The organism is Micromonospora sp. NPDC049366, from assembly GCF_044466625.1.
In the GTDB taxonomy this organism is placed as follows: domain Bacteria; phylum Actinomycetota; class Actinomycetes; order Mycobacteriales; family Micromonosporaceae; genus Micromonospora.
The window spans coordinates 94,040-108,270 of the sequence record NZ_JBITMV010000013.1 but is presented as its reverse complement, the minus strand read 5'-3'; the positions used below and the strand labels follow the sequence as shown (position 1 = coordinate 108,270).

12 protein-coding genes are annotated in these 14,231 nt (G+C 75.2%); 1 reads left to right on the top strand and 11 read right to left on the bottom strand.

Annotated features, from left to right (window positions below; genetic code table 11):
• Positions 1–13: 13 nt before the first annotated feature.
• The 9 genes from ACIBTV_RS19515 to ACIBTV_RS19475 all read right to left on the bottom strand — a co-directional run bounded on the left by ACIBTV_RS19515 (position 14) and on the right by ACIBTV_RS19475 (position 11,400).
• Positions 14–838, bottom strand: coding sequence for a shikimate dehydrogenase (locus ACIBTV_RS19515; protein ID WP_396706704.1), 825 nt, complete (start codon positions 836–838; stop codon positions 14–16).
• Complete coding sequence (gene mltG, locus ACIBTV_RS19510; protein ID WP_396706702.1) at positions 838–2,034, bottom strand: endolytic transglycosylase MltG; 1,197 nt, start codon at positions 2,032–2,034, stop codon at positions 838–840. The genes ACIBTV_RS19515 and mltG overlap by 1 nt, the downstream gene beginning before the upstream one ends.
• Complete coding sequence (gene ruvX, locus ACIBTV_RS19505; RefSeq protein ID WP_396706700.1) at positions 2,034–2,492, bottom strand: Holliday junction resolvase RuvX; 459 nt, start codon at positions 2,490–2,492, stop codon at positions 2,034–2,036. The genes mltG and ruvX overlap by 1 nt, the downstream gene beginning before the upstream one ends.
• A gap of 70 nt (positions 2,493–2,562) precedes the next feature.
• A complete protein-coding gene (gene alaS / locus ACIBTV_RS19500) occupies positions 2,563–5,241 on the bottom strand; it encodes an alanine--tRNA ligase (RefSeq protein ID WP_396706698.1) in 2,679 nt (892 codons plus the stop codon).
• On the bottom strand, positions 5,238–5,543 hold the full coding sequence (locus tag ACIBTV_RS19495) for a hypothetical protein (RefSeq protein WP_396706696.1): 306 nt from the start codon (positions 5,541–5,543) through the stop codon (positions 5,238–5,240). The genes alaS and ACIBTV_RS19495 overlap by 4 nt, the downstream gene beginning before the upstream one ends.
• 29 nt (positions 5,544–5,572) lie before the next feature.
• Positions 5,573–6,034, bottom strand: coding sequence for a DUF948 domain-containing protein (locus ACIBTV_RS19490; RefSeq protein ID WP_396706694.1), 462 nt, complete (start codon positions 6,032–6,034; stop codon positions 5,573–5,575).
• 151 nt (positions 6,035–6,185) lie between these two features.
• A complete protein-coding gene (locus ACIBTV_RS19485) occupies positions 6,186–6,785 on the bottom strand; it encodes a hypothetical protein (protein ID WP_396706886.1) in 600 nt (199 codons plus the stop codon).
• Between the two features lie 2,774 nt (positions 6,786–9,559).
• Positions 9,560–11,116: a replication-associated recombination protein A gene (locus tag ACIBTV_RS19480; RefSeq protein ID WP_396706692.1), complete on the bottom strand. Its 1,557-nt coding sequence runs from the start codon at positions 11,114–11,116 to the stop codon at positions 9,560–9,562.
• Positions 11,117–11,190: 74 nt separating this feature from the next.
• Entirely contained in the window at positions 11,191–11,400 is a 210-nt protein-coding gene (locus tag ACIBTV_RS19475; RefSeq protein ID WP_091589699.1) for a hypothetical protein, read from the bottom strand.
• Positions 11,401–11,541: 141 nt separating this feature from the next.
• Here ACIBTV_RS19475 and ACIBTV_RS19470 point away from each other — a divergent pair, with 141 nt between their 5' ends.
• Positions 11,542–12,282 carry a GNAT family N-acetyltransferase gene (locus ACIBTV_RS19470; protein ID WP_396706690.1) on the top strand — a complete coding sequence of 247 codons (741 nt, stop codon included), beginning with the start codon at positions 11,542–11,544 and terminating at the stop codon, positions 12,280–12,282.
• A gap of 29 nt (positions 12,283–12,311) precedes the next feature.
• Here the strand turns inward: ACIBTV_RS19470 and ACIBTV_RS19465 are convergent, their stop codons facing one another.
• Positions 12,312–13,646, bottom strand: a complete 1,335-nt coding sequence (locus ACIBTV_RS19465) for an MFS transporter (RefSeq protein ID WP_396706688.1) — start codon at positions 13,644–13,646, stop codon at positions 12,312–12,314.
• Positions 13,643–14,227, bottom strand: a complete 585-nt coding sequence (locus tag ACIBTV_RS19460; RefSeq protein WP_396706686.1) for a helix-turn-helix domain-containing protein — start codon at positions 14,225–14,227, stop codon at positions 13,643–13,645. The genes ACIBTV_RS19465 and ACIBTV_RS19460 overlap by 4 nt, the downstream gene beginning before the upstream one ends.
• Positions 14,228–14,231: the final 4 nt, after the last annotated feature.

The following is a 14,231-nucleotide window of genomic DNA, read 5'->3' as shown; positions in this document are numbered from 1 at the left end:
TGCCGGTTGGGGGTCAGCGCTCGCGGGCGGCGGCGAGCGCGGCGGCCATCGCCTCGCGCGGGGCGGCGACCCCGGTGAACTGCTCGAACTGGCCGACCGCCTGGGCCAGCAGCAGGTCCAGACCGGAGACGACCCGGCAGCCGGCCGCCGCCGCGGCGGCGGCCAGCGGGGTCGGCCACGGATCGTAGAGCGCGTCGAAGAGCACCGTCCCGGCCCGCCAGGCGACCTCGACGGCGACCGGGTCGGCGACCCCCTTCGGCACGGTGGAGATCACCACGTCCGCGCCCGCGTGCCCGGCGGCCTCCGCCCAGCCGGCACCGATCAGGCGCACCCCGACCGCCTCGGCCACCGGCCGTAGCTCCGCGACCGCCTCCGGGCGGCGCGCCACCACCGTCACCTCGCGAGCGCCCAGCCCGGCCGCCGCGGCCAGCGTCGCCCGCGCCGTCCCGCCCGCGCCCAGCACGGTCACCGAGGCGCCCGGCCGCACCCCCGCCCCGGTCAGCACCTCGACCATGCCGGCGACGTCGGTGTTGTCCGCGTACCAGGAGCCGTCCGGACGGCGTACCAGCGTGTTGGCCGCGCCGACGGCCGTCGCGACCGGCGACGCGGCGTCGGCCACCGCGAGCGCCGCCTCCTTGCCCGGCATGGTCACCGACAGGCCGGCCCACTCCGGACCGAGGCCGGCGACCAGCCCCGGCAGCTCCGACTCCGCGCACTCGATCCGGGTGTACGACCAGCCGGTCAGCCCCGCCGCCGCGTAGCCGGCGTTGTGGATCACCGGGGAGAGGGAGTGCGCGATCGGCTTGCCGAGCACCGCCGCCCGCCGTCGACCGGCCATCAGATGATCCCGGCCTCCCGGGCCCGCGCCATGTTGCGCTCGTGCTGCGGATAGGTGTCGGCGAACGCGGAGTGGCCCTCCTTGTCGATGGCCACGAAGAAGAGCCACTTGCCGGGCGGCGGGTCCATCGCGCCCTCCATGGCCAGCTTGCCCGGGTTGTTGATCGGGGTCGGCGGCAGGCCACGCAGCTTGCGGTTGTACGGGTTCTTCGGGTCGTCGAGCTCGGCGTCGGTCATGTCCTTGGACGCCTTGGTCGGGCGGCCGACCGACTCCAGGTAGTAGTTGACCGTGACGTCCATCTCCAGGCAGTTGCACGGGAAATCGCCGTAGACCCGGTTGTAGGCCACCCGGGCGACCTTGCCCAGGTCGTCCTTGTTACCCGCCTCGGCCTGCGCCAGGGAGGCGACGATCAGCGACTCGTACGGCGTGATTCCCCCGCGCTCCTTCTGCACCCGGTCGGCGAACTGCATCTCCTCGGTGACCGAGAGGAAGTTCTCGACCATCAGCTTGAGGATGCTCTCCGCGGTCGCCTTCGGTGGGATCTCGTAGGTGTCCGGGTAGAGGAAGCCCTCGACCGACGGCCTGACCTTCTTGTTGTCGCTGCGCTTGAACCACCACTCCGGCACGCCGAGCGCGATCGGGTCCTTCGCGGCGGCCTCGAAGTCCTTCACCGGGATCTTCGTGTGGTCGGAGAGCAACTTGTAGACGTTCTTGGCGGTGCGGCCCTCGGGGATGGTGACCCCGTTGACGACCCGGTTCTTGAGGTCGAGCATCGCCGCGACGGCGCTCTCGCCGCTCATCTGCTTGCGCAGCTTGTAGAGGCCCGGCTGGATGTTCTTGCTGCGCGAGTTCTCCTCGGCCGCCTCGATGAACGCCTTGGTGCTCTTGATCACCCCGGCGTCGTAGAGCGCGACGGCCATGTCGGCGATCAGCGCGCCCTGCTTGATCTCGACGTTGACCTCGCCGGTGCCGGCCCCCTCGTAGTCGGGGGTGACGAAGTAGCTCTGGATCCGGTCGAAGCCGTAGAAGGCGCCGCCGCCGATTCCGCCGAGGAGGACCAGGGCGAGCAGCAGGGCCAGGACTGTCTTGCCCCGCCCACCCGACTTGCCGTTCCGCTTACGGACGAAGCCGCGCCGGTGTCGGCCCTTCTCCCCCCGCTCCGGTTCGTCGAAGCCCAGATCCAGATCGTCGATCATTACGTCCGCCTCCGCTGCGCGTCCAGCCAGCTCTGCAGAATCTCCACCGCGGCGGCCTGGTCGACAACCGCACGTTGACGCTTGCCCCGGACACCACGCTCGGCAAGCCTACGAGAAGCCACGACCGTGGACATCCTCTCGTCGGTGAGCGTTACCGGCACGGGCGCTATTACATCGGCCAGTCGGTCAGCGTACCCCTTCACGTGGACTGCGGCGGGGCCGTGCTTGCCGGCGAGATTGACCGGAAGGCCGACGACGACCTCGACGGCCTCGTGCTCGGCCACCAGGGCCGCGAGCTGGGCGATGTCACTCGGCACGGCCTCCGGGGCCGCGCCGAGGTCCCGGGCCAGGGTCACCAGCGGGGTGGCGAGCACCCCGTGCGGGTCCGACCGCGCGACGCCCACCCGGACCTGTCCGACGTCCACCCCGAGGCGCACACCCCGCGACAGGTCACTCACCGAGGGTCACTCCCCCGTCGACGAACCGGGGCGGACCGTGTGGTCCGCCCCGGTCGCGCACACTCGTCCATCACGCTTCGGCGATCGCCTTCTCGACCGTGAGCAGCAGGGTCGGGGCCTCCGCCGCCGGCAGCCCGCCGCCCTGCGCCAGATCGGGGCTGCCACCGCCCCGCCCCGAGAACGCCGCCTTCACCAGGTCCGACGCGGCCAGACCCCGGGCGCGGGCCGCCTGGTTGACCGCGACCACCAGCGACGCCTTGCCGTTGCTGCGGGCCGCCACGGCCACCACCGCCGGGCGCGCCGGGTCGATCTTGCCGCGGATCTCCTGGGCCAGGGTCCGCACGTCGTTGCCAGCCGCGCCCTCGGGCGCCTCCGTTCCGACGTACGCGACACCCCGCACGTCCTTGGCCTGCGCGGCGAGCGCCGACGCCCCGCCCAGCACCAGCTGCGCCCGGAGCTTCTCCAGCTCCTTCTCCGCGTCGCGCAGCTGCGTGACGGTCTGCTCGACCCGGTCGGCCACCTGCTCCGACGGCACCCGGTAGAGCTCCGCGAGGCGGGAGACCAGCAGGTGCTCACGGGCCAGGAAGTTGAACGCGTCCATGCCGACGAGCGCCTCGACCCGGCGGACGCCGGAGCCGATCGACGACTCGGAGAGGATCTTCACGAGGCCGAGCTGGGCCGAGCGGGCCACGTGGGTGCCGCCGCACAGCTCCCGGGCGTAGTCGCCGACCTCGACGACCCGCACCTCCTCGCCGTACTTCTCGCCGAACAGCGCCATCGCGCCGATCCGCCGCGCCTCCTCCAGCGAGGTGATGAAGGCGTGCACCTCCAGGTCGGCCAGGAGCACCTCGTTGACCTGCTGCTCCACGTCGCGCAGCACGCTCGGCGCCACCCCGGTCGGGGTGTTGAAGTCGAACCGCAGGCGACCCGGGGCGTTCAGCGAACCGGCCTGGGTGGCGGACTCGCCGAGGAAGTTGCGCATCGTCTGGTGCACCAGGTGGGTCGCCGTGTGCGACCGGGAGATGGCCCGCCGCCGGGTGGTGTCGATCTCGGCGAAGCCGGTGTCGCCGGGGCGCACCTCACCCCGGACCACCCGGGCCCGGTGCACGATCAGGCCCGGCACCGGCTGCTGCACGTCCAGCACCTCGAGCTGGCCGCCGCCGACCGTGATCATGCCCTGGTCCGGCTGCTGGCCACCGCCCTCGGCGTAGAACGGGGTGGTGTCGAGCACCAGCTCGACCGTGTCCCCCTCGGTCGCCCCGCCCAGCGGGCCGGCGGCGCCGAGCAGCGCCCGCACCCGGGACTCCCGGGCGACCTCGCTGTAGCCGGTGAACTGCACCGGACCGCCCTGGTCGAGCACCGCCCGGTACGCCGACACGTCGGTGTGCCCGGTCTTGCGGGCCTGCGCGTCGGCCTTCGCCCGCGCCCGCTGGTCGGCCATCAGCCGGCGGAAGCCCTCCGCGTCGACCTGCAGGCCCTGCTCGGCCGCGATCTCTAGCGTCAGGTCGATCGGGAAGCCGTACGTGTCGTGCAGCTGGAACGCCTTCTCACCGGAGAGGGCCGACCCGCCCGCGGTGCGGGTCTCCGCGATCGCGGTGTCCAGGATCGTCGTGCCCGCCCGCAGCGTCGACAGGAACGCGTCCTCCTCCGCGTACGCGTAGTCGGCGATCCGGTCGAAGTCCGTGGCCAGCTCCGGGTAGGACGGTGCCATGCAGTCCCGGGCCACCGGCAGCAGCTCGGGCAGCGCCCGGTCCTGCCAGCCGAGCAGCCGCACCGAGCGGATCGCCCGGCGCATGATCCGGCGCAGCACGTAGCCGCGCCCCTCGTTCGACGGGGTCACCCCGTCGCCGATCAGCATCAGCGCGGTGCGCACGTGGTCGGCGATCACCCGCAGCCGCACGTCGTCCGGGTGCGACTCGCTGGCCACGTGGCCGGAGCGCGCGCCGTAGCGCTTGCCGGTCAGGGCGGCCGCCTTGTCGAGGATCGGCCGGACCTCGTCGATCTCGTAGAGGTTGTCGACCCCCTGCAGGATCGACGCCATCCGCTCCAGGCCCATGCCGGTGTCGATGTTCTTCGCCGGCAGCTCGCCCAGGATCGGGTAGTCCTCCTTGGTGGTGCCCGGGCCCCGCTCGTACTGCATGAAGACGAGGTTCCAGAACTCCATGTAGCGGTCCTCGTCGACCGCCGGGCCGCCCTCGCGGCCGTACTCGGGGCCGCGGTCGTAGAACAGCTCGGAGCAGGGGCCGCACGGGCCGGGAATGCCCATCGACCAGAAGTTGTCCGCCTTGCCCCGGCGCACGATCCGCTCAGCCGGCACACCCACCGACCGCCAGATCTCGTACGCCTCGTCGTCGTCCAGGTAGACCGTCGGCCAGATCCGCTCCGGGTCCAGCCCGAAGCCGCCCTGCTCCTGCGACTTGGTCGCCAGGTCCCAGGCCAGCGGGATCGCCCCGGACTTGAAGTAGTCACCGAAGGAGAAGTTGCCGTTCATCTGGAAGAACGTGCCGTGCCGGCTGGTCTTGCCGACCTCGTCGATGTCCGGGGTGCGGATGCACTTCTGCACGCTGACCGCCCGCGGGTAGGGCGGGGTCTGCTGCCCCAGGAAGTAGGGGACGAACTGCACCATGCCGGCGTTGACGAACAGCAGGTTCGGGTCGCTGATGGCGGGCAGCGGAGCGGACGGCACCACCGTGTGGCCGTTCGCCTCGAAGTGGGCGAGGTACCGCCGCTTGATCTCCGCCGTCTTCATCGCTGGTGTTCCTCCGGAAAGATCTCTCGATCGCCGATCCGCGGGTCCTCCCGCAGCTCGGCGAAGTGGTCGTCGAACGCCTCGCCCTGCGCGAACGCGTGGTGGATCTCCTGCTCGCGCTCGGCCATCCCGACCCGGACGTCCTCCACGAAGCTACGCAGCGACTCGACCAGGCCGCCAGCGGATTGCGCCACGCTGCCCGCGATGCCCGCCGGGGTGTACGACTGCGCGGTCCGGGTGGCCTTGCGGACCACGACCACCCCGACGGCGAGCCCGACACCCAGCCAGAACAACCGTCTCATGCTTCTCGCCCCTCCTGGTCGCGCCGGGGTCAGTGCTCGCCGCGTCGGGCGGCCCGCCGCTGCTGCTTGATCGTGTCCCGCACCTCACGCTCGGTCTCGGCGTGCCGGCGCGCGGCGGCGGCCTTGCGTACGCCGTAGCCGAAGGCGGCGACCTTGACCAGCGGGTTCGCCGCGGCGGCGGAGACCACGGCGACCAGGTTCGCGACGTTGGCCGTGACGTTCTGGGCGTGGCCGGTCATGGTGTCGACCTTGGCCAGCTGGAGGTTGACCCCGTCCAGCGAGGTCTGCACCTGCTCCAGGGTGACGTTGACGTTCTTCACCGTGGTGTTCACGTCGCCGAGCAGCGGCGCGGTCCGGTCGTTGAGGTCGTTGATCATCCGGGTGGCCGCGTCCACGGTGTGGCGCAGCCGCAGGATGGGCAGCGTCAGGATCAAGACCAGCATCGCGAACGCGATCGCCGCGATCAGCGCCGCGACCTCTCCAAAGTCCACGCCTGTCCTCCTCAAGCAGAGTTCCGGGAACCGGACGTTCCCGGAACGTGCGACCGTGGTACCCACACCGGCGCTCGGTGACCCGAGCCGGGTCAACAGGAGCAGGCGGGTCTGCCAGCCCCAGACCCTACCGTCCGTGATGGAGACCCGCTCACGACGGTGAGGGTGTCAGCTCACCCAACGGGTCCCCGCTGATGGTCGGGAACGGGTCCTCGCCGGTGAGTGACGGGTCGGTGGTCGGCTGCGGCCGGGTCCGCTCGTCGTCGATCGCGTTGCGCACCTTCACCGACACCAACGAGCCGGCGCACGCTACCGCAGCGGCCGACGGGTCGGGAGACGGCACGATCGCCGGCTCCCCGTCGACCGGCGGCGGCACACAGGTCGGCTCGCGTACCCACAGATCGAGGGTCAGCTCGTCCCGCCGCCAGCAGCTGTAGCTGCCCTTCTCCTCCTGCTCCGGGCAGCGCTGCACCTTCCACGGGGTCCAGCCGTCACTCCGCAGGGCGGCCTCGTAGACCTGGGTGGTCTCCTGCGGCGCCCGGTCGGAGGTGACGGTGCGCTCGCGCAGTCGGCAGTCGAGCAGGCACCAACGGCTGCCGCTGACGTCGTCGACCGTCTTCACCGCCGCCCAGCCGGGCACGTCCAGGCTGTCCAGGGTGTCGAAGACCGGGTCGCGGCTCAGCGTACGGAAGCCGAAGTAGGACGGGACCGCGCCGAGCAGCACCAGCGTGACCACGGCCAGCGCCACCATCCGCAGCCGGCGCTGCTCGCGTACCTTCCGCCGCAGCTCCGAGCGGGCACCGCCACCGGTCGCCTCGACGTCGTCGTCCGGGGCCCCGGTCGTGGCGGCACCGCGCAGCGGCGGCGCGCCGACGGGTTCCGGGGCCGGCCCGGGGCCGTCCGACGCGGGGCCCGGCGGTGGCACGACGGCGGCGGCCCGGGCGACCGCGGGCGGCTCCGCCGGCCGGCCGGCGGCCGGGAGAGGCGGCACACCGGAGGGCTCGGGACGACCGGCGTCACGCTGCGGTGGCAACGCGCGGCCGGCGACCCGGTCCTCGGGGCCCGGTCGGCCGGGGGCGGCCACCCGGGCCGTCGCGGCCGGTCGTGGGCCGCCGGCGGGCGGCGGTTCGCTTCCGGGGACGGAGGCGCGGCCGGGAGCCTCGGGGCCCGGCCGGTCGACCGGGTCGGAGCGGGTGGGGCCGTCGCCGCCGGGGCGGGCGGCGCCCCGGGCGGGCGCGTCCGTACCGGGCCGGGCCGCGCCCCGCGCCGGACCGTCGACGCCGGGTCGCGCCGGACCGTCCGGGCCGGGCCGGGCCGGACCGTCGACGCCGGGCCGCACCGGGCCGCCGCCACCCGGGCGGACCGCACCACGGACCGGACCGTCATCGGGACGGGCCGCCGCACGCACGGGACCGTCGGGGCCGGGCCGGGCCGCGCCACGAGCCGGACCGTCGCCATCGGGGCGGGCCGCCCCGCGGACGGGACCGTCGGGGCCGGGCCGGGCCGGGCCCTCGCCGTCGGGACGGGAGGCACCTCTCGGTCCGTCCGGTCCGGGGACGACGGGGCCGGAGCGCGCGGCCGTGTCGGGGCCACCCGGACCGCGCCGTGCCCCGCCGCGCGCCGGACCGTCCTGGCCGCGGGGGGCGGCCGGTTCCTGGCCGGGCGGGACGAGACCGGCGCCCGGACGACGACCGGTGGACCGGTCCGACGGTGGGGGCACCGGGCTGGACGGTGGACCACTCCGGTTGATCACCGGGAGCTTCGGGTCGGTGTGGGGAAGCCGGCCGGCCTGCCTCAGCCAGTCGGCCGGGCGCTCGGGCCGACCACGGGCGGCGCCTGCCGCGCCCGCACCGGGTCGCGGGTCGCTCGCCTCCGGCTCGTCCGCCGCGCGTCGCCGACCACCCGCGGTGGGCTCACCGTCGTCCGCCGCCGCACGCCGCGGCCCGGACGGAACGTCCTCATCGGTCGCGCGCCGACGGCCACCCGCGCCGGCCGTCGCCTCCTCGGTCGCGGCGCGCCGACGGCCTGCGGCATCCTCCTCGGTCGCGCGCCGACGCCCCGTGGAGGTGTCCGCCTCCGCCGCGCGTCGGCGGCCCGACGGACTGGTCTCCTCATCGGCGACGGCACGTCGGCGACGCCCGCCGCCGGCGGCCGAGCCCATCGCGAGTTCACCGGTCGAGGCGTCCGGGACCGGTGGGGCGTTGCCCGAGAGCGGCACGACGGGCTCGTTCGGTTCCGGTGCCCGCCGACGGCCACTCGACGCAGGCACCGGTCCGGCACCCACCGGGGCGGACGCACCGGGGTCGACGGGCCCACGCCGACGCCGTTCCGGGCGCGGCTCGGGTCGCGGGTCGCGCTCGGCGCCCGGGTCGGGGCGGAGCCCACCCGGCACCGCCGACGATCCGGCCGCCCCGTGGTCGCCCAGGGTGTTCGGGACGGCACCACCGCGCGCGTCGGGACCGTTCGGTTCCCCGGGCCCGCGCCGCCCCGGCGGGACGCCCTCGACGGGACGGGGACCACGGGGCTCGGTGGGCTCGGGCCGGGGCCGTCGTCCCGCCGCGTCCGGCCGGCGGCCGACCGGCACGTCGCCGGTGGCGTGCGGCCCGGCAGCGGTCGCGTGCGGCCCGGCGGCGGTCGCGTGCGGCCCGGCGGCGGTCGCGTGCGGCCTGGCCGCGGGAGCGCCCGAGGTCGGATAGGCACCGGTGGAGGGGCCGGGCCCGGTGGGCGCCGCGGCGCCGTGGCGGCCGGCCGGGCCGCCTGAGGTCGGGCGGGGGTTCGGTGGGACAGCGGTCTCCGGACGCGGGCCGGCCACCGACGGCGGTCCGACCTGCGGGTTGCCGGCGGTTCGCGGGCCCGCCGGGCCGCCCGAGACCGGACGCGGACCGGCCTGCGGGCCACCGGACACGGGACCGGTCGGGCCGCCGGAGACGGGTCGGGCACCCGCCGGGCCGGCGTGACCGGCGGCGGCCGGACGCGGGCCGGGCGCCGCACCGGCCGGCGGGCCGGAGGCGGGGCGGGGACCCGGCGCGCCGGCGGGGGTCGGATGTGGACCGGGAGCGTGCGGGCCCGGAGCGTGCGGGCCGGCGCCCGGCACCGGGGCGCCGCCACGGCGCGCGGGCTGCTGCGGCGCGGGGGCGCCCGGGGGCGCGGCGGGCGGGCGCGGCCCCGGGCGGCGGGCCGGCCCGGTCGGCTCGGCGGCCCCGGGCCACGGGCCGTCCACCGGGCGCGGTCGGGGACCGGCCGCCTCCGGCCCGCCACGACGCTCGACCGGCGGACCGTCGGGGGGCGACACGACCTCGGGGCCCGGGAGCGCCGGGCCGGGCGGTACGCCCGCCGGGCCGACCGGCCCCAGGTCGTTACGTTGCTGCTTGGCCGACCGCAGGTCGTCGATCCAACCGAGCTCCTCGCCGCTGACCGGCTCCTCCGGCTCGGCCTCGGCCCGGCCCCGCCCCCAGCGGCGGCCCTTGGCGCGGGGATCGCGCCGCTCGTCGGGACCGTCCTCGGGTCGCTCCCCACCACGCGATCTCACTGCTGACCCTCTCCGGCGGCATCCCTGCCGCCCTGCTCCGCCGCGCCGGCACCGGGATCCACCGGTCGACCGTCGTCGCCCGCCACGGCCGCGATGACCGCAGCCGACGCCCCGGACCGCGCCGCGCCCGACTCCGGTCGGGTGCCGGGCGCCGCCGACTCCGCTCGGGCCGGGGCCGGCAGGCCACGGACGATCCGGCGCAGCAGCGGCAGCCGGGTGGCCACCGACCGTTCCGCGCCGTGCTGACTGGGCTGGTAGTAGTCGGTGCCCACCAGATCGTCGGGCACGTACTGCTGGGTGACCACCCCGCGCTGGTCGTCGTGCGGGTAGCGGTAGCCGGTGCCGTGACCCAACCCGCGGGCGCCGGCGTAGTGCGCGTCCCGCAGGGCCCGCGGCACCGAGCCGCCCCGCCCGGCCCGTACGTCGGCCATCGCCGCCCCGATGGCGGTGGTGGCCGAGTTCGACTTGGGCGCTGTGGCCAGGTGGATGACCGCCTGGGCGAGGTTGAGCTGAGCCTCGGGCAGTCCGACGTACTCCACCGCGTGCGCGGCGGCGGTGGCCACGCTCAGCGCGCTCGGGTCGGCCATGCCGACGTCCTCACTCGCGAAGATGACCAGGCGGCGGGCGACGAAGCGGGCGTCCTCACCGGCGACCAGCATGCGGGCCAGCCAGTGCAGCGCGGCGTCCACGTCCGAGCCGCGCATGCTCTTGATGAAGGCGCTGACCACGTCGTAGTGCGCGTCGCCGTCGCGGTCGTAGCGGACCGCGGCGACGTCGACCGCCTGCTCGGCGGTGGCCAGGTCGATCCGGTCGGCGGTGAGCGCGGTCGCGGAGGCCGCCGCCGCCTCCAGCGCGGTCAACGCCTTGCGTACGTCGCCGGCGGCCAGCCGCACGAGGTGGTCCTCGGCGGCCGGCTCCAGGACGAGGCGCCCACCGAGCCCCCGCTCGTCGGCGACCGCGCGACGCAGCAGGCCCCGGACCGCGTCGTCGTCCAGCGGTTGCAGGGTGAGCAGGACGCACCGGGACAGCAGCGGTGAGATCACCGAGAAGTACGGGTTCTCGGTGGTCGCCGCGAGCAGCGTGACGGTGCGGTCCTCGACGGCGGCGAGCAGCGAGTCCTGCTGGGTCTTGCTGAAGCGGTGCACCTCGTCGATGAAGAGCACGGTCTGCGGGCCGCCGGAACGGCGCTGCCGACGCGCGGTCTCGATCACCGCCCGGACGTCCTTCACCCCGGCGGAGAGGGCCGACATGGCGACGAACCGGCGGTCGGTCGCCTGGGCCACCAGGTGCGCGATGGTGGTCTTGCCGCTGCCGGGCGGCCCCCACAGGATCACCGACATCGGCGCGCCCCCACCGACCAGCTGCCGCAGCGGCGCGCCGGGCGCGAGCAGGTGGTCCTGGCCGACCAGCTCGTCGAGGCTCGCCGGGCGCATCCGGACGGGCAGGGGCGAATCAGGCCCCACCGTGGTGAACCCGTCGACACCACCGGGGCCCGCGGGGGCGCTGGGCGCGCCGGCGGGTTCGCCGAGGGAGAAGAGGGCGTCGGTCTCCATCACGAGAACAGTACCGGGCCGGGTCCGCGGCGCCGGAATCGCGCCGCGGCCCGGCCCTGGATGATCGGTTCCGGTCAGCCGCGACCCGGGCGCCGACCTCGGTACCAGCGACCGCCGCCGCCACCGGGGCCCCGGCCGACGCCCGCCAGGTAGAGGGCGAGCAGCAGCAGGCCGATGAGCACGAGGGTGTTCCAGTTGAACAGGTCCGGCGCGCCGAAGTTGGTGTCCATCAGGTCGAGCAGCAGGGCGAACCCGAATACGATCGCCGCGAGAATGGCGAGCATGTCGTTCCTCCGGTGGGGGTTCCCAGTAGGTCGGCGCGGGATGTACCCAATCGGTCCGATCGTCAATCTCCACCCTGGACACGCGCCGGTCGGGTCGGAGGTGCCCGGCGTGGCCGCGGTGGGGACTTCTAGGCTGGGGACATGATCATCGCCGACCAGGTCCTGCACGGCAGGGACGCCGTCCTGGCCGCCGTCGACCACCACCCGTACGCCCGGCACATGCTGCTGCGGGAGGTGGAGCCGCACGGCTACCGGCGCGACGGCGCGGTGGTCTGGCTGCTGCCGGAGGGGCAGCGGCCGGCCGCGGCGGCCCTGGGCGCCCCCGGACCGGTCCTGGACGTCTGCGCGGATCTGGTGGCCGAGGGGACACTCGGGCCGGGCCAGTGGTTGAACCTGCCGGGGCTCGGCCCGGCCGACCTGGCCGCTCGACTGCCCGTGGCACAGCGCGACGAGTGGTACTTCCTCTGGACCACCGCGGCGCCGCCGCCGCAGCCGGGCGAGGAACGGGTCGTCCGTCTCACCGAGGCCGACCAGCCGGCGCTCACCGCGTTGATCGACGAGGCGTTCCCGAGCAGCACCTCCCGGCCGGGCGACCCGGGGGTGGTCGGCTGGTACGGCATCCGCGACGGTGACCGCCTCGTCGCCTGCGGGGCGGACCGCAGCCGGGGCGACATCGGATTCCTCGCCGGGCTGACCGTCTCCCCTCGGGAGCGCGGGCGGGGCCTCGGCGCGGCGCTCACCGCGGCGATGACCCGGGCGATGCTCGCCCGCTACGACCACGCCGCGCTCGGCGTCTACCCGGTGAACGTCGGCGCGATCCGGCTCTACCGGCGGCTCGGCTTCACCCACACGGCGACCCGCAACTCCGTCCGGCTCGCCTGAGCCGGGGCGGTGGCGTCCGGCGGCCCGGCTCAGGCTCCGCCGGCCAGCCCGGCCCGGTCCGCCACCACGGGGCTCGGATCGGCCGGCGCGCCGGCCCCCTCCCCGGGCTCCCCCCTCTCGGTCGCCCTCCTCCGCCGCTCCGCCGACCAGGCGGGCAGGTAGAGCGGGGCGGCGACGGCGAGCACCACCGCGCCGACCAGCATTGCCGCGGTCACGCTGACCCGGTCGGCGAGGGCGGTGAGCCCGACCGCGCCGATCGCGAACCCGGGCTGGCCCATCATCGAGTTCAACGAGATGACGCTGGTCCGGTAGGGACCGTCGACCTGCCGGTGCAACAGTCCCATGTGCAGCGGGTTGGACGCCCCGTGCACGGTGTAGCAGGCGAGGTAGGCGACCAGCACGCCGACCGGGCCGGCGAACAGGCCCATGCCGACCACCGTGACGCCCTGGAGGACACGCATCAGGGCGGCGCTCGGCGCGGCCCCCAGCCGGCGCAGCAGCAGCGGCGTGAGCGCCGCGCCGGCCGCCTGGGCCAGCCAGGCCGCCGAGCCGGCGGGCCCGAGCAGCGCGGCGGCCCGCTCGCCGTCGCCGACGACCTCGGCGAGGCGTACGGGGAGCAGCGACTCGAAGGTCACCATGCCGAAGCCCCAGAACAGCTCGACCGCCACCAGCGCGAGCAGCACCCGGGAGCGGCGCAGCAGCCCGATCGCCTGGCCCACCATCCGGGGCGCCTCGACGATCGACGCCCGGAGCGCGCCCGTGCCCGTGGCGGGGCGGACCTCCCGCAGCAGCACCAGCAGAGCGGCCAGCGCCACCACCTGCAGCACGCCGGCGACCAGGACGGGGACGGTGAGCGCGCTGATCGGCCCGAGGGGGCCGAGCGCGACCAGCCCGCCGCCGAGCAGCGCGCCGGCGCCGATGGAGACGCCGATGACGGTGCCGGCGTGGCCGAGGCCCGACTCGTACGTCGCGTCGGGGTCGGCGGCCAGGGTGGCGTCGACGTACCAGGATTCGAGCGGCCCGCTGTCCAGGGCGCGGAAGACGCCCTGCAACGCCCACACCAGGAAGAAGAGCGCGAACGTGTCGGCCACCGCGAAGACGGCGAGCGAGGCGAGGTTGATCAGCCCGGCGGCCACCAGCACCGGCTTGCGACCGAGCGCGTCGGCGAGCCCGGCGGTGGGCAGCTCCAGCGCGAGGACGACCAGTCCCTGGGCCACGGAGACCAGGCCGATCTGCGACAGCGACAGGGCGCGCTCCTGCATCAGCAGGATCATGACCGGGATCATGAGCCCGGTGGGCAGCCAGCGCAGGCCGTGCAGCACCAGGAAGCGGCGACGGACCTGTCCCACGCTCAGGGCGCTCACTGCTGCTCCATCCGGGGGAGGGCGGACAGGAAGACGTGCACCTGCCGGGCGTCCGGCCCGTCCGACGGCGGGTCCTCGTGGTAGCGCACCAGCACCTGCCACAGCTCGTCGTTGAGCTCCCGGAGCCGGGCCGGGTCGAGCGTCAGGACCATGTCGCTGAGGGCGGCGGCGTCGCGCCACGCGCGGGGTTGGTCGTCGGCGACGGAGAACCACCGCTCCGCCTGGTCGGCCATGAGCCGCACGTGGTTGGTCTCGATCCACCGCACCGCCGCCCGCGCGTCGGGGTCGTCGTCGAAGTCCGTGGGATCGAAGTTGCTGATGTCGTGCTCGGCCCGCCACCACCGCTGGCGGCCGGTGCCGAGGTCGGGATCCTCGGTCACCAGCCCCACCTCGGCCAGCTGCCGCAGGTGGTAGCTGGTCGCGCCGGTGTTCGTGTCCAGCTTCTCGGCGAGGGTGGTGGCCGTGGCGGGCCCGTCCACCCGGAGCAGGCCGAGCAGCCGCATCCGCAGCGGGTGGGCCATGACGCGGATCTGTCGCGCGTCGATCTGAACGGTGCGGGTCTCGGGTGGCGTGCGCTCCATGCAT